Here is a 21,904-nt window from a genome sequence, read left to right on the forward strand (position 1 = left end):
GGCCCACCTTATTGGGAAGGAAAGCGTGATCCGTTACGCGAAACCCACCACGGTCGACGAAGCGCTCGCGCTGCTTGGCGGGGGCGTCTGGCGTATCCTTGCGGGCGGTACGGATTTCTATCCGGTGCAGGGCAGCAAACCATTTCGTGACAATGTCCTCGACATCAACGGCCTGACAGCGCTGCGCGGCATCGCCGAGACCGGCAGCCACTGGATCATCGGCGCGCGCACGACATGGACCGACATCATCCGCCATCCCTTGCCACCGGCCTTCGAGGCGCTGAAACAGGCCGCGCGGGAAGTGGGTTCACCACAAATCCAGAACGTCGCCTCGGTCGCCGGCAATCTCTGCAACGCCTCGCCGGCCGCCGACGGTGTGCCGGGGCTGCTGGTCCTTGATGCCGAGGTCGAGCTGCGCTCGGCGGCGGCGACGCGCCATCTGCCCTTGTCGGCGTTCATCCTCGGCAATCGCCGTACGGCCTTGCGGCCTGGCGAGATGCTGACGGCCATCCACGTGCCGAAGCCCGCCGGCACATCGGCCTTCGTCAAGCTCGGGGCGCGGCGCTATCTCGTTATTTCCATTGCCATGGTGGCGGTGCGTCTGGTTGCCGAGAATGGCACCGTCGCGCAGGCGGCCGTCGCCGTCGGCTCGTGTTCGGCCGTGGCGAGGCGGCTTGCCGGTGTCGAGGCGGCGCTGCTCGGGCTTCCCCTGGACGCCGGGCTTGTTGCCGCGGTCCGGTCCGCCCCGATGGCTGAGCTGCAGCCGATCGCCGACGTGCGCGGCAGCGCCGAATACAGGCTCGACGCGGTGCGCGAAATCGTTGCGCGCGCCGCCCTTGAGGCCGCGGGCAAGCCTACGGACGACAAGGTGGCCGCATGAGCATGGAACGCGCCGATATCGCCTTCGCGGTCAATGGCGCCGCCGTCTCGGTCAACGTGCCGCCGCTGCGCCGGCTGTCCTCGGTGCTGCGTGACGAATTGCGGCTGACCGGCACAAAGGTCGGCTGCGACGCCGGCGACTGCGGCGCCTGCACGGTGCTGGTCGACGGCGCTCCCGTCTGCGCCTGCCTGATGTCGGCGGCCTCTGCTTCCGGCACTATGGTGACGACGGTCGAGGGCCTCGCCAATGGGCGCCTGTCGGCGCTGCAAGCCTCGTTCCTGGCGCATGGCGCCGCGCAATGCGGCATCTGCACGCCGGCGCTGCTGGTCGCGGCTTCAGCGCTGCTGGACACGAAACCCAGGCCGACCGAGACCGAGGTGCAGGATGCGTTGGGCGGCATCCTCTGCCGCTGCACCGGCTACCGCAAGATCATCACCGCGGTGATGGAGGCTTCCCTCCAGACCGCGAGCCTGGACTTCCGTCTGCCTCGGTCCGGCCACGCCACCGGCGCGTCGCCGGTCAGGCTCGACGGTGTGCCAAAGGTGACCGGTGCCGAGAAATTCGGCGGCGATTCCTTCCCGGCCGATGCGCTTGCGGTGCTGGTGATCCGCTCGCCGCATCATCATGCCGGCTTCGCATTCGGCGAGATCGATGGCTGGGCAGGCAGCCATCCCGGTATCACGGGTGTTTTCACGGCCGCCGATATCCCGGGAAAAAACTGTTTCGGCGTTATCGGCCCGTTCGCCGACCAGCCGGCGTTGGCCGAGGGCTTTGCCCGGCTTCGCGGCGAGGCTGTCGCGCTGGTCGCCGGCGAGCGCGAGGCGATCCTCGATCTCGATCTGTCGGATTTCCCCGTCCGCTGGACCGAACTGCCGCATGTTCTCCAGCCCGGCGATGCGCAGGCCGAAGGTGCGGCGCTGATCCATGAAAACCGCCCGGCCAATTTGCTGACCAAGGGCTTCGTCGAACGTGGTGATCCCGAGTCGGCACTTGCCGATGCGGCGTTCATCGCGAGCGATACGATCGAAACCTCCTATGTCGAGCACGCCTATATCGAGCCGGAAGCCGGCTATGCATATCTCGACGGCGACACGCTCGTCGTCGTCGCCTGCACGCAGGCGCCTTACATGGACCGCGACGATACGGCAAAAGTGCTCGGCCTTCCCGTCGACAAGGTGCGCATCGTACCGACCGCGACCGGCGGTGGCTTTGGCTCCAAGCTCGACGTTTCCCTGCAGCCGCTGATCGGCCTTGTCGCGCTGAAGACCGGGCGGCCCGCGGCCCTTGCCTACACCCGCAACGAATCCATGATGTCGACCACCAAGCGCCATCCGGCGCGGATGAAGGCCACCGTCGGCGCGGATGCCGAGGGCCATGTCATAGGCATGATCTTCGAAGGCGATTTCAACACCGGCGCCTATGCGAGCTGGGGGCCGACGGTCGCCAACCGCGTGCCGGTGCATGCCTCCGGTCCTTATTTCACGCCGAATTACCGCGCCGAGGGCCGCGCCATCCACACAAATGGGCCGATTGCCGGCGCCTTCCGTGGCTTCGGTGTGCCGCAGGCGACGATCATGCAAGAGACGCTCTATGACGAGCTCGCCGGCAAACTCGGTATCGATCGGCTCGATTTCCGGCTGAAGAACTGCCTTCGGAACGGATCCGAAACGGTTACCGGCCAGGTCCTGGAGTCCGGAGTCGGCATCGCCGAATGCCTCGAGGCGTTGCGACCGCATTGGGCGCGGGCGACAGCCGATGCCGACGCTTTCAACAGCGCCAACCTGGACAGAAAACGCGGCGTCGGCGTCGCTTCGTGCTGGTATGGCTGCGGCAACACCTCGCTGCCCAATCCGTCGACCATCCGGGTCGGCATCGCGGCTGACGGCGCGGTCATCCTGCACCAGGGCGCGGTCGATATCGGTCAAGGATCCAACACCGTCATCACGCAGATCTGCGCCGACGCGCTCGGCCTGCCGCTGGAAAAATTCCGGCTGAAGAGCGCCGATACGGCGATCAGTCCCGACGCTGGCAAGACCTCGGCCTCGCGCCAGACCTTCGTCACCGGCAAGGCGGCCGAGAAGGCGGGCCGCGCCCTGCGCGAGAAGATCCTGCGCTTTGCCAATGTCTCGGAAAAGGCTTCGCTTGAACTGGATGGCCCGGCGATCGTCATCCGCGAAGGCGAGGCGACACGAAGCATCGATGTTGGCTTACTCGACGTGGATGCGGACGGCTTCGTCTTCCACGCCGAGGAGACATACGACCCGCCGACGCTGCCGCTCGATGCCAAGGGCCAGGGCAAACCCTATGCGGTCTATGGCTATGGCGCGCAGATCGCCGAACTTGAGGTCGACCTCAGGCTCGGCACGGTGAGGCTGGTCAGGATCATCGCCGCGCATGACGTCGGCAAGGCGATCAACCCGCTGCTGGTCGAGGGCCAGATCGAGGGCGGTATCGCGCAAGGCATCGGCATGGCACTGATGGAAGAATACATCCCCGGCCGCACCGAGAATTTGCATGACTATCTCATCCCGACCATCGGCGACGTGCCGCCGATCGAGACCATCCTTGTCGAGGTGCCCGATCCCGAAGGGCCGTTCGGCGCCAAGGGCCTGGGCGAGCACGTGCTGATCCCGACGGCGCCGGCGATCCTCAATGCCATTCGTCACGCCACCGGCGTGCTGGTCACCAAGGTGCCGGCAACGCCAAGCCGCATCCTGGCGGCCATCCGCGAGAAGGAGGCACGCGCATGAGCGAGCTTGCCGAGCGTTTCGAAACCCATGATCCCGGCGAGAAGCTGGTGGCGGAAAAGATCCGCTGCGATGCCTGTCCCGTCATGTGCTACATCGCTGACGGACGCACCGGAGCCTGCGACCGCTATGGCAATATCGCGGGCCGCATCGTGCGCATGGACCCGCTGACCATCCTCGACCATGCGGCCGAGACCGGGGCCGCCATTGTCCCCTTTGTCGCCGAGGGCGAGCAGTGGGATGGCGAACTCATCAACACCGGCCGCCGCTTCGTCACCGCAATCGGCGCCGGCACAACCTATCCCGACTACAAGCCCGCTCCCTTCATCGTCAGCCAGGAAGTGGAAGGCGTCGATCTCGTCACCGTGGTGACCGAAGGCATCTTCTCCTATTGCGGCGTCAAGGTGAAGATCGATACCGACCGTCATATCGGACCCGAAACAGCTGTTGTGCGGGCTGAGGGCGAAGCCATCGGCCATGTCACGACGGGAGAATATGGCTCGCAGATGCTGTCGCTGGGCGGCGTGCATCATCTGACCGGCGGCTCCAAGGCGGAAGGCCGCGCCACCTGCGATGCGCTGCTCAACCTGTGCAACCGCAAACCGGTGGAACTCACCATCGACGGCGGCGCCACGGTCATTGTCGAAGCCGGCAAACCACCCGTCATCGACGGCAAGCAGGAACATCGCATGCGCGTCGGCTGCGGCTCGGCCACCATCGGCATGTTCGCCACGCAATGGCGCGGGCTGGTCGACGAGGTGGTGGTGGTCGACGACCACATTACCGGCGTCGTTTCCGAACACCAGGCCGGCAAGGTGCTGGGCTGGCAGGATACCGGTATCAAGATCGTCGGCCGCCGCTCGACGCCGGGCCGCTATTTCAAGGTCTCCGAGCCCGGCCTCGGCTGGGGTGGCACCAGCATTTCAGATCCGCTGTCGATCCTCGGCGAATGGAACGCCAAGAAGGGCGCGCGGCCGGGCCTGTCGCTGCTGATGGTTTCGACCACCGGCGAGCAGTTCGCCTATTACGAGCTCGACGACGACTTGAAACCGGTCGAAAAACCGTTTCCGGAGCGGCTGCAAAAATCGGTCAACCTGATCGAGGACAATTGCGAGCCGGCTTTGTGCACCGTGCTGTTCATCGGCGGCGCCGGCGGGTCGCTGCGTGCCGGCGTCACTGAAAACCCGGTCAATCTCACCCGTTCCGTGCAAGGCCTGAAAACCTACGTCACGGTCGGCGGCGCGCCGGTCTATGTCTGGCCGGGCGGCGGCATCACGCTGATGGTCGATGTCACCAGGGTTCCGCCAGGCGCCTTCGGCTACGTGCCGACGCCGGCGCTGGTGGCGCCGATCGAGTTCACGCTGCGTCGCGACGACTATGTCAGGCTTGGCGGCTACGAGGCCGAAATCCGCAGCGTCGCGGATATTGTCGCCAAGGGCGGCGAGTACCTCAATCCCCGACGCGGCACGGGTGCCCCGGCCAGCAATCCATGGCCGCCGCTGGCGCAGTTGCGCCGCGCGGGCTCGGATGGGGCCGGCTGATGGAAGGCCCGCAAGCGCATTGGCTGCAGGATGGCAAGCGGCTGCATCTCAACCATGGGCCGATCGACCTGATCGTCGAGGCCTTTGGCGAGGCTGACGAGTGTCGCGCCGCCTATGCCCAAGCCGTCGCGCGCTTCCAGACGATCCTGATCGAGTTGGTCGAGGAGCTTCCCGAACTGCGCCTCCCGGCATTTTTCTTGGCGCCGCGAACCTTCGCCGGCCCGACGGCGCGCCGCATGGAAGCAGCCGTCATGCCCCTGGCGGAATGCTTCATCACGCCGATGGCCGCCGTCGCCGGATCGGTAGCCGACGAAATGCTTGCCGCGTTGCTTGCCGGCCGCAAGCTCGACCGCGCCTATGTCAACAATGGCGGCGACAGTGCCCTCCATCTCGACAAGGCCACGTCGATTGGCTTGGCGGTCGCCGGGACCGGCAACGGCATGGCCGACCGGATCACGATCCGCGCGCAAGATGGGGTGCGTGGTGTCGCAACCAGCGGCTGGCGTGGCCGCTCCTTCTCGCTTGGCATTGCCGATGCCGTCACCGTGCTCGCGCGCACCGGCGCCGAGGCAGATGCGGCGGCGACGCTTATCGCCAACGCCGTCGACCTGCCCGGCAATCCCGCCATCAGGCGCACTCCCGCAAGCGACCTGTCGCCCGACAGCGATCTTGGCGCACGGCTGGTGACACAAGGCGTCGGCACGCTTGCCTCTGGCGAGGTGGCGCGGGCGCTGGACAATGGCCTCGCCGTCGCCGAAGATTTTCGCCGGCGCGGCCTGATTGCCGCATCGGCGCTGTTTCTTGGTGGGGAGGCCCGTATCAGCGGCTCCGTTGCACTCGGCCCGCCCAACAAGCATGAACCGGAGGAAGTTGCCCATGCCTGAGTTTCCGATCCGCAAGATCGCGGTGCTGAGCGAAGAGATTTTTCACGACGGTGGGCCTGTCACTGACGTGCCGCGCCGGCGTGCCGCCGCCATGGCGGTGGTCAAGAACCCTTTCGCCGGGCGCTATGTCGAGGAGCTGCAGAGCGCCATGGACGATCTGAAGCCGCTCGGCCTGCTGCTTGCCGACCGGCTGATCGCGGCGCTCGGCGGCGACGTGAAACAGATCGACGGCTACGGCAAGGGCGCCATTGTCGGCAGCGCAGGCGAGCTGGAACACGGCGCGCTGTGGCATGTACCCGGCGGTTACGCGATGCGCGAGCGGCTGGGCGATGCCAAGGCGATCGTGCCCTCGGCCAAGAAGGTCGGCGCCTTCGGGTCAAAGCTCGACGTACCGCTCGGCCACATCAACGCCGCCTATGTGCGCAGCCATTTCGACGCCATGGAGGTCGGCATCAGCGACGGCCCGCGTCCTGACGAGATACTGTTCTGCCTCGCCATGACCTGTGGCCCGCGCATCCACAACCGCATGGGTGGCCTCGCTGCGGATGACATAAAAGCCTGGGACGGGCTGCGGTGAGCGGCGAGGACAACCTGCTCAAGCTGGTCGAGACCGAAGAGGCCGACGATCACGACTACCTCCTGCAGGAACAGGTCGGCTTCATCCTGCGCAAGGCGCACCAGCGCCATGTCTCGATCTTCGCCGCCCGTATCGCCGATCTGACGCCGCCGCAATTCGCCGCACTGGCCAAGCTGCGCGATGTCGGCGAGACCTCGCAGAACCAGCTTGGCACGTTGATCGCCATGGATGCCGCGACGGTGAAGGGCGTCATCGACCGGCTGAAGGCGCGCGGCCTGGTCGAGCTGTCCCGGCATGAGGTCGACAAAAGGCGGCTGCTGGTCAATCTGACGGCCGAGGGTCGCGACGCGATCGAGCGGCTGATCCCGCTTGCCCGGGAAATCACACAGGAAACGCTGGCGCCGCTCACGAACAAGGAAATCGCCACCTTCATGAAGCTGCTGGCGAAGCTGGCGTAGAGCGGCGGCGAGGTCCTTTCCTCTCCCCCGATCGACGGGGGAGAGGAAGGGCCAAGCTGTCGCTCGGACGAAGAACCTGGACCTTGGGCCGGCGCTTATCTCCGGCGAAAACTCACAGGCCGTTGTCCTTCAGCACCTGGGCGGCGTTTTCCTTGGTGATCTTCTGCGTCGGCAAGGTGATGGTCTTTTCCACCTTCTCGCCGTTGAGGAACTTGATCGCCTGGCGCAAGCCTTCCGCGCCTGGGGTCACATAGGTGAAGGTCGCCGTCAGCTCGCCCTTGTTCACCATCTGCACGCCTTCGTTGGGCAGGCCGTCGATGCCGATGAACTTGATGTCCTTCTCGCGGCCGACATCCTTGGCGGCCAGATAGGCACCGTAGGCCATCGGGTCGTTGTGGCCGTAGACGAGATCGATCTTCTCGTTGGTCTTCAGCGCGTTGGCCATCAGATTGTAGGCTTGGTCCTGCTTCCAGTCGCCCGACTGCTGGTCGAGCAAATATTTGATGCCCGGTTCCTTGTCGGTGAATTCATGGAAGCCGTCATGGCGGTCATGCGCCGGCTGGGTGCCCATGCCGCCCCAGATCTCGACGACATTGCCTGCTGCCTTGCCCTTGCCGCCGAGCAGTTCGACGGCGTATTCGCCGGCCGCGCGGCCGATCAGCTTGTTGTCGCCGCCGACGAACTGCGTGTAGTCCTTGGTGTCGACATTGCGGTCGAGCACGAAGACCGGGATCTTGGCGTCGATCGCCTGCTGCACGACGCCGGTCAGGCCGGCGGATTCTTTCGGCGAGACCAGCAGCGCGTCGACTTCCTGGCGGATCAGGTTCTCGACGTCGGCGACCTGTTTCTCCGTCTTGTCCTCGCCGTCGGTGATGATCAGCTCGACCTCCGGATGCTTGGCGGCCTCGGCAATGATGTCCTTGTTGAACTGGGCGCGCCAGGGCTCGATGGTGGTCACCTGCGAAAAGCCGATCTTCCACTTCTTGTCCTGGGCGAAGGCATGGCCGGTGGAGAGCAGTGCCGTGGTGGTCAGCAGTGCCGCGCCGAGTGCGGCAAGCTTCAGCATGTCACGTCGTTTCATTTCTTGTTTCCTCCGAGATTGAGAGACGGTGTCTCTTGCGACGGCCGTTTTGCGGCGGCCGTTTCCTTGTGCGCCGCCCCGGGCAGGCGCAGATAGGCCATGAGATCGCCGGCATTGCGCTCCTGCACGAGCACGGTGCCGATGATGATCATCCCCTTCAGCACCAGCTGAAGGTTCGAATTGATGTTGTGGAGCTGCAATATGTTGGACAGCAGCCCGAAGATCAGCACGCCGCAGAAGGTGCCTGTCAGGCTGCCGCGCCCGCCCATCAGGCTGGTGCCGCCGATGACCACGGCCGCGATGGCGTCGAGTTCCAGCCCGGCGCCGGCATCCGGCTTGCCTTGCCGGTACTGCGCCACGTAGAGCACCGCGGCGATTCCGGCGAGCAGGCCTGATATGGCATAGGTGGCGATCTTGACGCGGCCGGCGGCGATGCCGGAGAGCCTGGCCGCCTCCTCGTTGCCGCCGATCGCATAGACATAGCGGCCGAAGGGCGTGAAGCGCAGCACCGCGCCATAGATGACAATGGCGCCGAGGAAGAACAGGCCGGGCATTGGGATGACGCCGAACACCAGCGAGCGCAGCAGCTCGAAATCGGCGGTTGCGTTGGAACCGGTATAGACCGGCAGCACGGCATTGTTCTGGCCGGCGGTGAGCCGGGCGATGCCGAGCGCCGTCACCATCATCGCCAGCGTGACGATGAACGGCTGCAGCCGCCCGCCAACGATGATGAAACCGTTGACGGCGCCGAACAGCAGGCCGACGCAGGGCGCCACCAGCAGCACGCCGAGAACGCCGAATTTGGGCTCGATCTGCGGCAGCAGGTACCACAGCGAAAGACAGCACAGGACGACGCCGACGGTTGCCGGCGTGACCAGCCCGCGAACGGTGTCCAGCCTGACATCGCGAACGGCGGCATCCGCGCCGGCGCGGGACTTCTCCACATTGAGGAAGATGAAGCGCGTGACGACGAAGCCGAGGCACAGCGCGACTAGCGCGACGGTCGGCACGCCCAGAACGACGCCGGGCGTCACGCCCGGAACTGTCAGCAGCATGGCGCACACCACCGAGCAGATGGCCATCAGCGACCCGACGGAAAGGTCGATGCCGCCGGTGATGATGACAGCCGTCATGCCGGTGGCGATCAGCCCGGTGGTCGATACCTGGCGCAGCACGTCGAGCAGATTGCCGTAGGACAGAAAGATGTTGTTGCCCTTGGAACTCACCGGCGAGCCCAGCACGCCGATAAGGAAGATGGCGATCAGGCCCCAGTAGAGCTTGGTGCGGGACAGGAGTTTCAGTGCGGTCATGCGGCGGGTCTCGATAGGGTCCGGCGCGGTGCAGCGAGGCGCATGATGGCCTCCTCGCTCGCCGCGTCGCGCGAAAGGATGCCTGTCTGGCGGCCGTCGGCCATCACCAGGATGCGGTCGGAAAGATGCAGCAATTCCGGCAGCTCGGAGCTGATGACGGCGATGGCCAGGCCATCGCGCGCCAGCCGGAAGATGAGGTCGTAGATTTCGCGCTTGGCGCCGACATCGATGCCGCGCGTCGGCTCGTCGAGCAACAGCACCCTGGGCCTGGTCGCCAGCCACTTGCCGATGACGACCTTCTGCTGGTTGCCGCCCGACAGCGTGCCGGCGGGCTGGTCGATGTCGCGGCAGCGTATGCCGAGCGCCTTGACCGCCTGCCGCGCCAGCCCCTGCTCGCCGGCCAGCGAGCGGATGCCGAAGCGCGCCAGCGCGCCGACCAGCGGCAGCGCCACATTGTCCGATATCGAGGCCTGCAGGTGCAGGCCCTGCGTCTTGCGGTCCTCGGTCACCAGCGCGATGCCGAGGCGTCTTGCATCGCGCGGCGAGCGGATATCCACTGGCTGGCCGTCGAGCCGGATCTCGCCGCCGGCACGGCCATCGCTCGAGCCGAAGATCGCTTCCATGATCTCGGTGCGGCCTGAGCCCAGCAACCCGCCAATGCCGAGGATTTCTCCGGCGGCCAGATCGAAGCTGACGCCGCCGACCACCTGCCGCCAGCCCTGGCGGTCGGGCTTCGACAGCGACAGGTCGCTGACCGAAAGCACGGTCCTGCCGCCGGGATCCCGCTCACCTTGGGAGGATGCGAGCAGGTCCCGTCCGACCATCGCCGAAATGATGGCGTTTTCGTCGAGTTCGGCCATCGGCCGCGTCAGCACATGGCGTCCGTCACGGAAGACGGTGACGCGACCGGCCAGATGCATCACCTCGTCGATGCGGTGCGAAATGTAGACGATGGCGACGCCGCTATCGGCAAGCTGGCCGATGATGCGGAACAACCGCTGGCATTCGGCCGGCGACAGGGCCGAGGTCGGCTCGTCCATGATCAGGATGCGCGCCGACATCGACAGCGCCTTGGCGATCTCGACCAGTTGCTGTTCGCCGACACGCAAGGCGCCGACGCGAGCGTCCGGATCGAGTTCGATGCCGAGCCGCTGCAGGAGGGCGCTTGCCGCGCGGCTGCTCGCCTTGCGGTCGACGATCAGCCCGGCGATCAGCTTTTCACGGCCAAGAAAGATGTTGTCGGCGACGCTGAGCTCCGGCACCAGGTTGAGTTCCTGGTGGATGATGGCGATGCCGGCATCCTCGGCGTCGCGCACGCCGGCGAAGCCGACCGGCCGGCCATCGACGCTGACCGTGCCTTCATAGCCGGTATAGACGCCGGAGAGGATCTTCATCAGCGTCGATTTGCCGGCGCCGTTCTCGCCCATCAGGGCATGGACCTCGCCGCGTCGCAGTTCGAAGCCGACATCGACGAGCGCGGCGATGCCGCCAAAGCTCTTGGAAATGTGCTCGGCGCTCAGAACGATGTCCGGCCGATCCGATGCCGCATTGCGCGTCGAAGAAGAAGGGGAACTGCTCTCTTGCATGACAATGGCGGCCTCCCTTCCGTCGTCGTCAACTCCAGGCAAACGCTAATCTAAACGTTTCGATAGTGTCAAGCCGATATCAGGTGCCAGAAGTTTGATGCATTTCGATTCTTGCTTAAAAAGACAGGATTCCGTAGGTATTGGCGGCAGAGGGGGGGACGAAACGTTTCGAAAATGACAGCGTCAGGGCGAAAAAAACAGCGCAGATCCACCGCGCCCACCATGCTTCACGTGGCGGAGGCCGCGCGTGTCTCGGTCGCCACCGTGTCGGCGCTGATCAATGGTACGGCGACCGTCAGCCCGGAACTCAGCCAGCGTATCGAACAGGCAATCCGCGATATCGGCTACAAGCGCAACGCCATCGCCCGCAGCCTGAAGATGGGCACGACCCGCACCATCGGCCTGACCGTCCCGCACATCACCAACCCATTCTTCACCGCCGTCGTTTCGGTGATCCAGCAGGCCTTCGACCGCGCCGGCTATGCCGTCATGCTGTGCTGCACCGACGAGGATTTGAACACCCAGGACGACCAGATCAGGCTGCTGCTCGACCGCATGGTCGACGGGCTGATCGTGGCGCGCGTCGGTGGCGGTGCGATCCTCGAGCGGATCGTCGTCGACGCCAATGTGCCGGTCGTGTTGCTGGACCGTCTGTGCGAGGGCGTGGACACCGACGCCGTGGTTCTCGACAACCAGCGCGCGGTGTTCGACGCCATCAGCTATCTGATCAATCTCGGCCATCGGCGGATCGGCTACATTACCGGCACCTCGGATATTTCACCCATGCATGACCGGATGACCGGATATTGCGAGGCGCTCCAGGCCGCCGGCTTGCCGGTGGCCGAGGAACTGGTTCGTTCCGGCAATTTCCACGAGATCGACGGCTACAACGCGACCATGCAGCTGCTGTCGCTGCATGAGCGGCCAAGCGCCATCTTCTCGGCCAACAACCCGATGGTGATCGGCACGATGAAGGCGATCCGCGACATCGGCCTGTCCTGTCCGGAGGACATTTCGGTAGCCTGCTTCGACGATTTTCCCTGGTCCGACGTGTTCCAGCCGCAACTGACGACGGTGGCGCAGCCGGTGCAGGCGATCGGCGAACAGGCGGCGAATCTGCTGCTCGACCGTCTCGCTGGCAACAGGGACGCGCCGCCACGCAAGCTCGTCCTCAAGGGCCGTTTGATGATCCGCAATTCATGCCGCCCGCTGGGGACAATGGTGCAGAGCGTGAGCGCCTGAGCATGCCGAAAGTGTGAAGCGGTTTTCGGGCAATTCTCGGGATTTGATCAGGGCGTGAAGACCCCGGAACACAGTTCCTGCAGCTTCGAAAAGATGCCTTTGCCGCCGGTGATAATTTGCGTCCCGCTCTGCAGCACTGTCTTCGGATCCGCCTTCAGCACAGTGCCGCCGGCCTCCTCGATCAGCAGCATGCCGGCGAGGCAGTCCCAGGGGTTCATGTGTTCTTCCACATAGCCAAGCAGCCGGCCCGAGGCGACATAGGCAAGCATCAGCGCGCCTGACGCGTTGCGGAAGAAGACGCCGCCCTCGGCCAGGATCTTCTTGATCAGCACGGCGATGTTCTCGGCTTCGGCCCGGTTTGAGAAGCCGGTGCCCACCGAGCCCTCTTGCAGGCTGGTGGCCGCACTCGTTTTGATCGGCCTGCCGTTGACGAAGGCGCCGCCGCCCAGCCTTCCGTGGAAGGTCTCGCCGGTCGACGGCTCGTGGATGACGCCGACGATCGTCTCGCCATTTCTTGCGCAAGCGATCACCACGCACCAGGCCGGAATGCCGCGTACGAAATTGGCGGTGCCGTCGATGGGGTCTATGACCCAGGCATGGCCGGTCGAGCCGGCGACCGAGGCGTGCTCTTCGCCGATAATGCCGTCTTGCGGATAGTCGGCGGCGATTGCCGCGCGGATGAACAGCTCGACCTCGCGGTCGGCCTGCGAGACCAGGTCCTGATGGCCTTTGCTCTCGATGGTCAGGCTGTCGAGATCGCGGAAATATTTCAGGCCGAGTTCGCCGGCCCGCCGCGCCAGGTCGATGGCAAACTGCTCGCGTCTATCGAGGTCATGGGGCAAGGCAAGGCTCGCAGTTGCGAAGGATACCCGCACTTAGCAGAGCATCGACGTCGGCAAAAGCTCCAGGCCGCCTGTTTCAGGCCGCTTGCGACAACGATCTGTGCGCCTCGGCCAAAATCTCGAAGGAGCGCACGCGGGCGGCGTGGTCCGATATCTGCGCCGTGACCATCAGCTCGTCGGCGCCGGTGCGTCGCACGAACGCATCGATGCCTTGCCGGACTGTTTCCGGTGAGCCGACGACGGCGCAGGACAGCGCCTGGCTGAGCATGGACTTGGCCATCGGGTCGAGATCCCGGTCATAGTTCTCGACCGGTGGCGGCAATTTTCCCGGCCTGCCGGTGCGCAGATTGACGAAGGCCTGCTGCAGCGAGGTAAACAGCAGCCGCGCCTCGGCGTCGGTGGGTGCCGCGAAGACGTTGAGGCCGAGCATGACATGCGGCTTTTCGAGCTGCTCCGACGGCTGGAAGCGCGAGCGGTAGATGTCCAGCGCATGATCGAGTTCCGCCGGCGCGAAATGCGAGGCGAAGGCGTAGGGCAGGCCGAGCATGGCGGCGAGCTGCGCGCCGTAGAGGCTCGACCCAAGAATCCAGATCGGCACCGTCTGGCCCTCGCCGGGCACGGCGCGCAGACGCTGGCCTTCCTCGGCCGGCAGGAAATAGCCCATCAGCTCGACGACATCCTGCGGGAAATTGTCGGCGCCGGCCTCGAGATTGCGGCGCAGCGCGCGCGCCGTGTTCATGTCGGTGCCGGGAGCGCGACCGAGGCCAAGGTCGATGCGGCCGGGAAACAGGGCGGCGAGCGTGCCGAATTGCTCGGCGATCACCAGCGGCGCATGGTTGGGCAGCATGATGCCGCCGGCGCCGACACGAATGGTTTTGGTGCCGCCGGCGACATGGGCGATGACGACCGATGTGGCCGCGCTGGCGATGCCCGGCATGTTGTGATGTTCGGCCAGCCAGTAGCGCTTGTAGCCGAGCCGCTCGGCGTGGCGGGCGAGATCGAGCGAATTTGCGAGCGATTGCGAGGCATCGCTGCCTTCGACGATCGGCGACAAGTCGAGAACGGAAAGTTCGGTCATATACTGGTCTCCACGATCTTCTTCTCGCGCACCTGGGCCTCGAAGGCCTTGCGGTCGGGAATGGTGATGCCGAGCTGGCCTTCCAGCGTGTCGGCAAGTTCGGCGGCGGTGGCGATCTGCTTCTGCTCGGTGCGGCCATCGACGTGATGGATCGATAGGCGATCGCCGCGCAGCGCATAGCGCCGGTCGGGTGCGGCGCGGGCCGCTATGACGGAAGTGAGGAAATGCGATGCCGGGTTGTTCGACAGGAAGTAATTGGCGACGGAATAGTCGACCTCATAGTGCGGCTGCAGGTCGAAGCGATATAGCGAGCGCCAGTCGCCGCCGATCAAGGCCTGCAGGAAATGATCGCCGGCCTCGACGATGCGAAATGTCTCGTGCGGCGTTTTTTGTTCCCGGCCGGGCTTCAGCAGCAGCGGCGCCGTAAGCGTCAGGCCGCCGAATCCGACGTCGGCGATATAGGTGTGGCCGTCAAGCTCGACGCGCAAAAGCATGTGGCTACGCGCCGTGACGGCGTCCTCGCTCTGCCCCCAAAGCACACGCGCGGCAAGGCCGCCGACCTTGAAGCCGAGCGCCTTCAGCGCGTGCATGAAGAGGAGATTGTGCTCGAAGCAATAGCCGCCACGCCCACCAAGGACGATCTTGCCCTGCAGCGAGGCGATATCCAATCGGACCGGGCGTCCCAGAAACGGATCCATATTCTCGAACGGGATCGCCTGCGGATGCAGGAAATGGAGCGTCTTCAGCGTGTCGAGCGAAGCGTGCCCGGAACCGGCATGGCCGATCCGGGCGAAATAGGCGTCGAGGTCGAAGGGAACGTCATTCATTGGGAAGGGCACCGGGCACTGATCGGCCGGATATAAGCATTCGATCCCGCCGTCGCAAACCGTGCGCCGGTTATCCGGCTGCCGCGGCGTCCTGCTCGTCGGCTTCGTCCTCAACGACCGCCGTGTGTTGGGCGGCGAGAAAATTGCCGACATGGCTAAGGCTCTCGAAATGATCGCAGAACACCTTGACGACGACCAGCAGCGGCACCGCCATCAGGGCGCCGACGAAGCCCCACAGCCATGACCAGAACGCGATGGCGATGAAGATCGCCACGGCGTTGATCTCGAGCCGCCGCCCGACCACCATCGGCGTCACGAACTGGCCTTCGATGATGTCGCACAAAACCAGGAAGGCAGGCGCCAACAGGGCATAGGCGATCGTGTCGAAGGTGATGAGCGCGATGACGGTGACCAGGACAAGCGTGATCATGGCCCCGACATAGGGTAGGAAATTGAGCAGGGCGGCCGCCGCGCCCCAGACCAAGGGATTGGGCATGCCGAGCGCCCACAGGCCGAGGCCGATGACCGTGCCGAGGCCGGTGTTGATGATGGTGACGGTGAGCAGATAATGCGAGATTTCCCGCTCGACGTCGTAGACGACGCGCAGCGCCCGCTTCTTTTCGGTGAGGCTGGCGAAGGACTGGATGATCTTCTCGTAGAACATCGTGCCCGAGGCGAGCAGGAACAGCGACAGCACGAAGATGATGGTCAGGCTTGTCCCAGCCGACAGGATGTTGCTCGCCGCCGACGAGAAGAAGCCGGACTGCGCTACCGCGACCTTTTGCACACCCGGTTCCTGCGATGTCTCGGTCAGCCCTTCGATCTGGTGCGCGATGTCCATGATCCTCTCGAGCGGCCGTCGCAACTGCGCCAATCGCTCGGTCAGCTGCTGGCCGATGGACGATGTGTTGTTGATGAGATCGATGACAGGCCCACTGAGCACATAGCCGGCGCTTGCGAAGACGAAGATCGACACAAGCACCAGAAGCGTCGCCGAAACCACTTCGGGAATGCCGCGCTTGCGCAGCAGCCGCACGATTGGGGTCAGCGTCAGCGCCAGCAGGAAGGCTAGGATGACCGGCATGAAAAAAGCGCGCGCGAAATAGAGCGCATAGACGGTCATGAACAGGAAGATACCGATGAGCAACGAGCGCATGAGACGCGTATCGGCACGCGCCGCCACTCGCGATTCTTCGGCTTCGGCAACGCCTGCGCCCAAAGCGGTGGGTTCGGCCTTCATCGCGATCCCCTCGGCGGGCACATCACAACTGATGCAATCCGCAGACGGAAACGCCAGCGCGGCTTCAAGGTTCCGTTAGCCGGCACTGACGGCGTGGCCGCCTTCGAGCGGCGGCGCCGTCAATATAGCTCAAACCGACGGCTCGGCTGCGAGCGTTCCACGATTACATGCCGTGTAATTGAGTCCGGGCAGGCGGCGGGCCTAGTACGGGAGCAGGCCTTCGCAGCCCAAGGGCTCGCAAGGCTGGCGCGGCGAGGATGTCGCCGGCACGATTACGCCCACCCCTGAAAGAGGACATCACGATGCAAAGATTTACCCTTCAAACAACCGAGTCGGCGCCGGAGAAATCCAGGCCCGCGTTGAAGGCGCTTGAGGAGAAGTTTGGCTTTCTTCCGAACGTCATGGCGACGATGGCCAACAATCCGGTTCTCCTCAATGGTTTCGTCAGCAGCTTCGGCAGTTTCCACGGCGGAAGCTTCGACGAGATCGAAAAGCAGGTGCTGCTGCTGACCAACGCGGTCACCATCAAGTGCCCCTGGACCGTCGCCGCGCATTCGACATTCGCTATCGAGGATGGGATTGCGGAAAGCGAAGTCAAGGCGATCCGGGATGGCAGGTTGCCGACGGACCCAAAATATGCGGCACTCTCGGCCCTGACGAGGGCGCTGATCGAAAACAAGGGAAACGTGAGTGACGCCGACATCGATGCGTTTGCTTCGGCGGGCTATTCGAAAGCCCAGATCCTGGAAGTGGTAACCGGCGTCGGCGTCTCCACCATGGCGGCAACCACCACCAACATGGCCGGCACGCCGATCGAAGAGCGCTTCCAGCCGCAGGCATGGTCTCCCGCCGCCGCGATTGCCGCCTGACCCGATCGACGGCGCATGGATCTTCTGGTGCCATGCGCCGTCGCTGCGTGATTGCATCGCGTGTATCGTTCGAGGGACTGCGAGGACAGCGGGCATGAAGACCAACTCCAGAACGGCCATGACACCCGACCTGGGCACGCTCTTGCGTTACTGGCGCGATGTGCGTGGCAGAAGCCAGCTTGATCTATCCCTCGATACGGGCATTTCGCAAAGGCAGATCAGTTTCATCGAAAGCGGACGCAGCGTTCCCGGCCGTGAGACCTTGATGGCGATCGCGGGGGCGCTCGATGTCCCTTTGCGCGAGCGTAATGCCCTGCTTTTGGCGGCGGGCTACGCGCCGATGTTTTCCGAAGGCGCCTGGAACTCCATGGAAATGAAGAGCGTCACCGACGCCCTGACGCGCATCATGCGCCAGCATGAACCCTATCCGGCGCTGGTCATGGACCGGTACTGGAATGTGCTGATGACCAACGAAGCCGCACCGCTCTTCTTCGGCTGTTTCCTCGACATGGCCGCGCGCGAAGGGCCGCGCAACATGCTCCACCTCATGTTCGATCCCAAAGGCATGCGCCCGTTCGTCGCCAATTGGCCCGACGTGGCGCGGAGCCTGTTCGAGCGGGTCTATCGCGAATCCATCGGCCGCGTCGTCGACGAAAAGACCAGGGAGTTGCTGGCGGCGCTGCTCGCCTACCCGGACGTGAACAGCGATTGGAAAAATCCGGTGGCGATCGGCTTCATGCCGGTCATTCCGCTTGGCTTCATCAAGGACGGTCGCCGCCTGGACTACTTTTCGATGGTCACCACGGTCGGCACTCCCCAAACCGTCGCCGCCCAGGAACTGCGCATCGAGTGCCTGTTCCCAGCCGACGAGGCGACCGAAATCCATCATGCCGCGATGATGGATGCGGCCCTACACCGGGCAACGCGATAAGCATGCTCATCCAGGGCTCATGGAATGAGGCTCGCGGGCCTCCGTAAGTTCACGCGACAGGCGCCGCCACGGTCGGCGCGGATTTCGCGGTTTCCTTGCGTACGATCGGCGCCACCTTGGTGCCGTAGAGCTCGATCGCCTTCATGATCTTGGCGTGCGGCATGGTGCCGATCGCCATCTGCAGCAGGAAGCGGTCATTACCGAACACCCTGTGCTGGGTCACGATCTTTTCCGCCACCTGCTCCGGATTGCCGACGAACAGCGCGCCGTCGGGACCACGCGACTGGTCGAAATGCGCACGCGATGTCGGACCCCAGCCGCGCTCACGGCCGATGCGGTTCATCACCTCGGCCTGGGGGCCGTAGAAGTCGTCCGCCGCCTGCTCGGTCGTGTCGGCGATGAAGCCATGCACGTTGATGCTGGTCGCCAACCCCGTCGGATCGCCGCCAGCGCGCTTGGCGGCCTCACGGTAGAGGTCGAACAGCGGCGCGAAGCGCGCCGGTTCGCCGCCGATGATGGCAAGCGCCAGCGGCAGGCCGAGCGCGCCCGCCCGAGCGGCCGATTGCGGCGTTCCGCCAATGGCGATCCAGACCGGCAGCCTGTCCTGGAAGGGCCTGGGATAGACGCCGCGATCGTTGATCGGCGCGCGCAGCCTACCCGACCAGGTAACCTTCACCTGATCGCGGATGGCCAGCAGCAGGTCGAGCTTTTCGGCGAACAGCTCGTCATAGTCTTCGAGGTTGTAGCCGAATAGCGGGAAGGATTCGATGAACGAACCTCGCCCAGCCATGATCTCGGCGCGGCCGCCCGACAGAAGGTCGAGCGTGGAAAACTGCTGGAAAACGCGCACCGGATCGTCGGAGGACAATACCGTCACCGCACTGGTCAGCTTGATGCGCTTCGAACGCTCCGCCGCCGCGGCCAAAGCCACGACCGGTGCCGAGGCGGCATAGTCCGGCCGGTGGTGTTCGCCGAGGCCGAAGACGTCGAGCCCGACCTGGTCGGCAAGTTCGATCTCCTCGATCAGGTTGCGCAGCCGCTCATGCGGACCGATGGCGCCGGGACCCGGCACAGGGCTCACATCGGCAAAAGTGTAGAGGCCGAGTTCCATTTGGATGTCATCCCAGTGTGTTGATTGTTGCGCTAGGGTCGGATGATTTTAGCTCTGTTCGACCTGAAATCTGAATCCGACCCTAAATCGAAGAGATAGATAGAGCATGATATCGTCCGAAAACCGCTTTCCCCTTTTCGGCATCATGCTCCAGAGGTAGCGACGCGTCCGTCGCGCCGCCAGAGGCTGGCTGGTGAACAGTGCATGTCGATTTCGGCGGAAAATGCGTCTCCCGGGTGCAACATCCCGGAATTTCATGGCTGGCATGCCGTTTTGGCGCTTGAACTCCCGGTTTTCGCGCGTATGTAAGCGTCGCGAATAGACTTCAAGGAAGTGGACTTGGCTATCTACAGGGAAAAAGACATTTTCGAGCGGCGCAATGCCGCGACCGAGGCAAAGAAGGCGCTTCTGGAGCGCTTCAAGTCAAAGCCGGCAGCAGACGATCCCGCGGTGCTGGCACGACAGGCCGAACGCAAGGCGATCCTTGCGGCTCGTGAGATCCGCGAGGCCGAGAAGGCCAAGCTGAAGCAGGAAAAGCTGGCACGCGAGGCGATTGAGAAAGCCGAGCGTGAGGCAGCAGCCGAAGCTGCGCGCATTGCCGCCGAAGAGGCAGCGCAAGCGGATGCCAAGCTTCGGGAAGCTGAAGAGAACGAGCGTATCGCTCGTTTGCTTGCCGATGAAGCAGAGCGCAAGGCAAAGCGCGACGCACGCTATGCGGCACGCAAGCAGCGCACCGGCAGGACACCGCCCGGCTTTACGGGTCGCTAACAGCGCACTCGCCTCGATGGATGATGAATGAGGGACGCGCCAAGGCGCGGCCCTTTTTCGCGTGTCGGTGTTGCCCACGGGGAGCCTCCCTGCATCCAGGGACGTCGATTCATGGATGTCAGCTCGGTCGATAGCGCCAGTCGGTGGACAGGGCCGTTCAGGCCGCGAGTTTCAGCCCCATGATGCCGCAGACGATCAACGCGATGCAGCCGAGCCTGATCGCCGTCGCGGGCTCGCCCAGCAGCCAGACGCCGAGCAGCGCCGTGCCGACGGTGCCGATACCGGTCCACACCGCATAGGCTGTGCCGACAGGCAGGCTCTTCAGCGCCAGGCCAAGCAAGGTCAAACTGACGATCATCGACGCGACCGTGAGCACGGTCGGAACAAGCCTGGTGAAGCCGTCGGTGTATTTGAGCCCGATCGCCCAGCCGATTTCGAACAGGCCGGCGAAGAACAGAAGAATCCATGGCATCGGAACGCTCCATCCAGAACATCCGGCCGAAAGGTCTTCGGATGCTCAATCAAACAATGGGCGGGCCGTCCCAACCAGATTTCGGGAAATGCGAGGTCGTCCCCGCACCGTCGATATAGGGTGTCTGAACGCCCAATCAACAATTCGCCGGCGGCATGTCGGACGCCGCCGGTGAAATCCATGCACGCTGTGCGATCTACTTTTCCTTGATCCTCGTCGCCTTGACCGGCGGCGCCTTCAGGGCCGGAGCGGCTACAGGCTTCTTGGCGTCTTTCTTTGGTTTGCGGGCTTCCTTGCCTGCCTTCATCGCACCTTTAGCCATGATTCGTTCCTCCAGTTGCGGGAAACGGAGTGAAACAAGACAAACGCCAGACTGCAAGAGGCGAGTGCCTGCTGCCAGCGTCGGCAGGCCGCTTTCAACCGGTTTCTAATTTGCTCGTAAACCCCGGCAGTCCATGCCATGCTTGTCTTCGCACTGCAGCATCGACCCGTGCACCGCCGGGTGATCGTCAGGCAGGCCCGTCAGGACGACAATGCGGATCCATATCGGCTGCGAGATGAGCTTCGACTTTCCGCAGGAAACGCCGCTCATCGCAATGCTCAATGTCCACTATTCCCGCGCCTCCGATCTTGAGCGTCCGGATTTCCTGACCTCCAACCCGCCAGTGCCGATTGAGAGTTATCGCGACAGTTTCGGCAACTGGTGCAACCGGCTCGTCGCCCCGCCCGGGCGTTTCACTTTCGGTACGGATGCGGTGATCCGCGACTCCGGCACGTTCGAGATGGGCGAGTTGATGGCGTGGCAGCATGAGGTGCGCGACCTGCCGGCTGAAACGCTGCTGTTCCTGCTGCCCAGCCGGTTTTGCGAAAGCGACCTCTTGGCAAGCGAGGCATGGCGGCTGTTCGGCCATATGCCATCAGGCATCCCGCGCGTGCAGGCGGTGTGCGATTTCGTCCACAACCACATCGTCTTCGACTACGGCAACGCACGGGTGACGCGCACCGCCGCGGAAGCCTGGCGCGAACGGAGCGGCGTGTGCCGCGATTTCGCGCATCTTGCCGTCACGTTTTGCCGGGCACTCAATATCCCGACGCGCTACTGCACAGGCTACATCAGCGACATCGGCATGCCGAAGCCTTGGGCGAGCATGGATTTCTGCGCCTGGATGGAGGTTTATCTCGGCGGCCGCTGGCACGCTTTCGATCCGCGCAACAACGCGCCACGCATCGGCCGCATCCTGATCGCCTCCGGCCGCGACGCGGCGGATGTGCCGCTAACCCATATCTTCGGGCCAGGGTTGCTTGCGGGCTTCAAAGTGTGGACCGACGAGATCCAGGAATAGCTGGCCTTCCCGCCAGCAGGTTTCGAACACATTGAACGACCCGACGATTGGCGCGTTGTGATGGCTGTGCAACTCCGCGGCAGAGCCGCTACACTGCCTCGAAGAGGATAGAACCTG

The 21,904-nt window shown here is 64.3% G+C and carries 21 protein-coding genes; 11 read left to right on the forward strand and 10 right to left on the reverse strand.

Annotation, left to right across the window (positions count from 1 at the left end):
- The first annotated feature begins 25 nt into the window (after window positions 1–25).
- The 6 genes from LB557_RS14730 to LB557_RS14755 are packed head-to-tail and all read left to right on the forward strand — an operon-like array spanning window position 26 to window position 7,087.
- Window positions 26–880: an FAD binding domain-containing protein gene (locus tag LB557_RS14730; protein ID WP_224641956.1), complete on the forward strand. Its 855-nt coding sequence runs from the start codon at window positions 26–28 to the stop codon at window positions 878–880.
- Window positions 877–3,630, forward strand: coding sequence for a molybdopterin-dependent oxidoreductase (locus tag LB557_RS14735; RefSeq protein WP_224641931.1), 2,754 nt, complete (start codon window positions 877–879; stop codon window positions 3,628–3,630). The genes LB557_RS14730 and LB557_RS14735 overlap by 4 nt, the downstream gene beginning before the upstream one ends.
- Window positions 3,627–5,168: a 6-hydroxynicotinate reductase gene (locus tag LB557_RS14740; protein WP_140719234.1), complete on the forward strand. Its 1,542-nt coding sequence runs from the start codon at window positions 3,627–3,629 to the stop codon at window positions 5,166–5,168. Before LB557_RS14735 ends, LB557_RS14740 begins: the two co-directional genes overlap by 4 nt.
- Window positions 5,168–6,052 (forward strand): UPF0280 family protein, encoded by an 885-nt coding sequence (locus LB557_RS14745; protein ID WP_224641930.1) that lies wholly within the window; start codon window positions 5,168–5,170, stop codon window positions 6,050–6,052. Before LB557_RS14740 ends, LB557_RS14745 begins: the two co-directional genes overlap by 1 nt.
- Window positions 6,045–6,629 (forward strand): amino acid synthesis family protein, encoded by a 585-nt coding sequence (locus tag LB557_RS14750; RefSeq protein ID WP_015314457.1) that lies wholly within the window; start codon window positions 6,045–6,047, stop codon window positions 6,627–6,629. Before LB557_RS14745 ends, LB557_RS14750 begins: the two co-directional genes overlap by 8 nt.
- Window positions 6,626–7,087, forward strand: coding sequence for a MarR family winged helix-turn-helix transcriptional regulator (locus tag LB557_RS14755; RefSeq protein ID WP_140660160.1), 462 nt, complete (start codon window positions 6,626–6,628; stop codon window positions 7,085–7,087). The genes LB557_RS14750 and LB557_RS14755 overlap by 4 nt, the downstream gene beginning before the upstream one ends.
- Window positions 7,088–7,199: 112 nt before the next feature.
- Here the strand turns inward: LB557_RS14755 and LB557_RS14760 are convergent, their stop codons facing one another.
- The 3 genes from LB557_RS14760 to LB557_RS14770 are packed head-to-tail and all read right to left on the reverse strand — an operon-like array spanning window position 7,200 to window position 11,064.
- Complete coding sequence (locus LB557_RS14760; protein ID WP_015314453.1) at window positions 7,200–8,168, reverse strand: substrate-binding domain-containing protein; 969 nt, start codon at window positions 8,166–8,168, stop codon at window positions 7,200–7,202.
- Entirely contained in the window at window positions 8,165–9,478 is a 1,314-nt protein-coding gene (locus LB557_RS14765; RefSeq protein WP_224641929.1) for an ABC transporter permease, read from the reverse strand. Before LB557_RS14765 ends, LB557_RS14760 begins: the two co-directional genes overlap by 4 nt.
- Complete coding sequence (locus LB557_RS14770) at window positions 9,475–11,064, reverse strand: sugar ABC transporter ATP-binding protein (RefSeq protein ID WP_224641927.1); 1,590 nt, start codon at window positions 11,062–11,064, stop codon at window positions 9,475–9,477. The genes LB557_RS14765 and LB557_RS14770 overlap by 4 nt, the downstream gene beginning before the upstream one ends.
- Window positions 11,065–11,286: 222 nt before the next feature.
- Here LB557_RS14770 and LB557_RS14775 point away from each other — a divergent pair, with 222 nt between their 5' ends.
- Window positions 11,287–12,306 (forward strand): LacI family DNA-binding transcriptional regulator, encoded by a 1,020-nt coding sequence (locus tag LB557_RS14775; protein WP_224641925.1) that lies wholly within the window; start codon window positions 11,287–11,289, stop codon window positions 12,304–12,306.
- A gap of 47 nt (window positions 12,307–12,353) precedes the next feature.
- Here the strand turns inward: LB557_RS14775 and LB557_RS14780 are convergent, their stop codons facing one another.
- From LB557_RS14780 to LB557_RS14795, 4 genes are all read right to left on the reverse strand, one after another.
- The gene (locus LB557_RS14780; protein WP_224641923.1) at window positions 12,354–13,148 is read right to left on the reverse strand and encodes an inositol monophosphatase family protein; all 795 of its coding nucleotides are present in this window, start codon (window positions 13,146–13,148) and stop codon (window positions 12,354–12,356) included.
- Window positions 13,149–13,224: 76 nt separating this feature from the next.
- On the reverse strand, window positions 13,225–14,226 hold the full coding sequence (locus LB557_RS14785) for an LLM class flavin-dependent oxidoreductase (protein ID WP_140719225.1): 1,002 nt from the start codon (window positions 14,224–14,226) through the stop codon (window positions 13,225–13,227).
- Window positions 14,223–15,053: an arylamine N-acetyltransferase family protein gene (locus LB557_RS14790; protein ID WP_224641922.1), complete on the reverse strand. Its 831-nt coding sequence runs from the start codon at window positions 15,051–15,053 to the stop codon at window positions 14,223–14,225. Before LB557_RS14790 ends, LB557_RS14785 begins: the two co-directional genes overlap by 4 nt.
- A 70-nt stretch (window positions 15,054–15,123) precedes the next feature.
- Window positions 15,124–16,293 (reverse strand): AI-2E family transporter, encoded by a 1,170-nt coding sequence (locus tag LB557_RS14795; RefSeq protein WP_015314446.1) that lies wholly within the window; start codon window positions 16,291–16,293, stop codon window positions 15,124–15,126.
- Between the two features lie 302 nt (window positions 16,294–16,595).
- Between LB557_RS14795 and LB557_RS14800 the strand changes: the two genes are divergently transcribed.
- Both LB557_RS14800 and LB557_RS14805 read left to right on the forward strand, forming a co-directional pair.
- Window positions 16,596–17,162, forward strand: coding sequence for a carboxymuconolactone decarboxylase family protein (locus LB557_RS14800; protein WP_140789958.1), 567 nt, complete (start codon window positions 16,596–16,598; stop codon window positions 17,160–17,162).
- Window positions 17,163–17,256: 94 nt separating this feature from the next.
- Entirely contained in the window at window positions 17,257–18,093 is an 837-nt protein-coding gene (locus tag LB557_RS14805) for a helix-turn-helix domain-containing protein (protein WP_140789956.1), read from the forward strand.
- Window positions 18,094–18,142: 49 nt separating this feature from the next.
- Here LB557_RS14805 and LB557_RS14810 read toward each other — a convergent pair whose 3' ends face one another.
- Complete coding sequence (locus tag LB557_RS14810) at window positions 18,143–19,204, reverse strand: LLM class flavin-dependent oxidoreductase (protein ID WP_015314445.1); 1,062 nt, start codon at window positions 19,202–19,204, stop codon at window positions 18,143–18,145.
- Window positions 19,205–19,543: 339 nt separating this feature from the next.
- Between LB557_RS14810 and LB557_RS14815 the strand changes: the two genes are divergently transcribed.
- Entirely contained in the window at window positions 19,544–19,972 is a 429-nt protein-coding gene (locus LB557_RS14815) for a DUF6481 family protein (RefSeq protein ID WP_015314444.1), read from the forward strand.
- A 157-nt stretch (window positions 19,973–20,129) separates the two neighbouring features.
- Here the strand turns inward: LB557_RS14815 and sugE are convergent, their stop codons facing one another.
- The gene (sugE, locus tag LB557_RS14820) at window positions 20,130–20,444 is read right to left on the reverse strand and encodes a quaternary ammonium compound efflux SMR transporter SugE (protein WP_224641920.1); all 315 of its coding nucleotides are present in this window, start codon (window positions 20,442–20,444) and stop codon (window positions 20,130–20,132) included.
- A 196-nt stretch (window positions 20,445–20,640) separates the two neighbouring features.
- Window positions 20,641–20,766, reverse strand: coding sequence for a hypothetical protein (locus tag LB557_RS31610; RefSeq protein WP_015314442.1), 126 nt, complete (start codon window positions 20,764–20,766; stop codon window positions 20,641–20,643).
- Window positions 20,767–20,977: 211 nt separating this feature from the next.
- On the opposite strand from LB557_RS31610, the gene LB557_RS14825 reads away from it, so the two are divergent.
- Window positions 20,978–21,787, forward strand: a complete 810-nt coding sequence (locus LB557_RS14825; RefSeq protein WP_140615238.1) for a transglutaminase-like domain-containing protein — start codon at window positions 20,978–20,980, stop codon at window positions 21,785–21,787.
- Window positions 21,788–21,904 lie beyond the last annotated feature (117 nt).

It is taken from the genome of Mesorhizobium sp. BR115XR7A, from assembly GCF_020165315.1.
In the GTDB taxonomy this organism is placed as follows: Bacteria; Pseudomonadota; Alphaproteobacteria; order Rhizobiales; family Rhizobiaceae; genus Mesorhizobium; species Mesorhizobium australicum.

Coding starts and splice junctions, on each gene's coding strand:
- LB557_RS14735 (WP_224641931.1), top strand. CDS start 877: ATGAGCATGGAACGCGCCGATATCGCCTTCGCGGTCAATGGCGCCGCC.
- LB557_RS14740 (WP_140719234.1), top strand. CDS start 3,627: ATGAGCGAGCTTGCCGAGCGTTTCGAAACCCATGATCCCGGCGAGAAG.
- LB557_RS14745 (WP_224641930.1), top strand. CDS start 5,168: ATGGAAGGCCCGCAAGCGCATTGGCTGCAGGATGGCAAGCGGCTGCAT.
- LB557_RS14750 (WP_015314457.1), top strand. CDS start 6,045: ATGCCTGAGTTTCCGATCCGCAAGATCGCGGTGCTGAGCGAAGAGATT.
- LB557_RS14760 (WP_015314453.1), bottom strand. CDS start 8,168: ATGAAACGACGTGACATGCTGAAGCTTGCCGCACTCGGCGCGGCACTG.
- LB557_RS14765 (WP_224641929.1), bottom strand. CDS start 9,478: ATGACCGCACTGAAACTCCTGTCCCGCACCAAGCTCTACTGGGGCCTG.
- LB557_RS14770 (WP_224641927.1), bottom strand. CDS start 11,064: ATGCAAGAGAGCAGTTCCCCTTCTTCTTCGACGCGCAATGCGGCATCG.
- LB557_RS14775 (WP_224641925.1), top strand. CDS start 11,287: ATGCTTCACGTGGCGGAGGCCGCGCGTGTCTCGGTCGCCACCGTGTCG.
- LB557_RS14785 (WP_140719225.1), bottom strand. CDS start 14,226: ATGACCGAACTTTCCGTTCTCGACTTGTCGCCGATCGTCGAAGGCAGC.
- LB557_RS14790 (WP_224641922.1), bottom strand. CDS start 15,053: ATGAATGACGTTCCCTTCGACCTCGACGCCTATTTCGCCCGGATCGGC.
- LB557_RS14795 (WP_015314446.1), bottom strand. CDS start 16,293: ATGAAGGCCGAACCCACCGCTTTGGGCGCAGGCGTTGCCGAAGCCGAA.
- LB557_RS14800 (WP_140789958.1), top strand. CDS start 16,596: ATGCAAAGATTTACCCTTCAAACAACCGAGTCGGCGCCGGAGAAATCC.
- LB557_RS14805 (WP_140789956.1), top strand. CDS start 17,257: ATGAAGACCAACTCCAGAACGGCCATGACACCCGACCTGGGCACGCTC.
- LB557_RS14810 (WP_015314445.1), bottom strand. CDS start 19,204: ATGGAACTCGGCCTCTACACTTTTGCCGATGTGAGCCCTGTGCCGGGT.
- sugE (WP_224641920.1), bottom strand. CDS start 20,444: ATGCCATGGATTCTTCTGTTCTTCGCCGGCCTGTTCGAAATCGGCTGG.
- LB557_RS31610 (WP_015314442.1), bottom strand. CDS start 20,766: ATGGCTAAAGGTGCGATGAAGGCAGGCAAGGAAGCCCGCAAACCAAAG.
- LB557_RS14825 (WP_140615238.1), top strand. CDS start 20,978: ATGCGGATCCATATCGGCTGCGAGATGAGCTTCGACTTTCCGCAGGAA.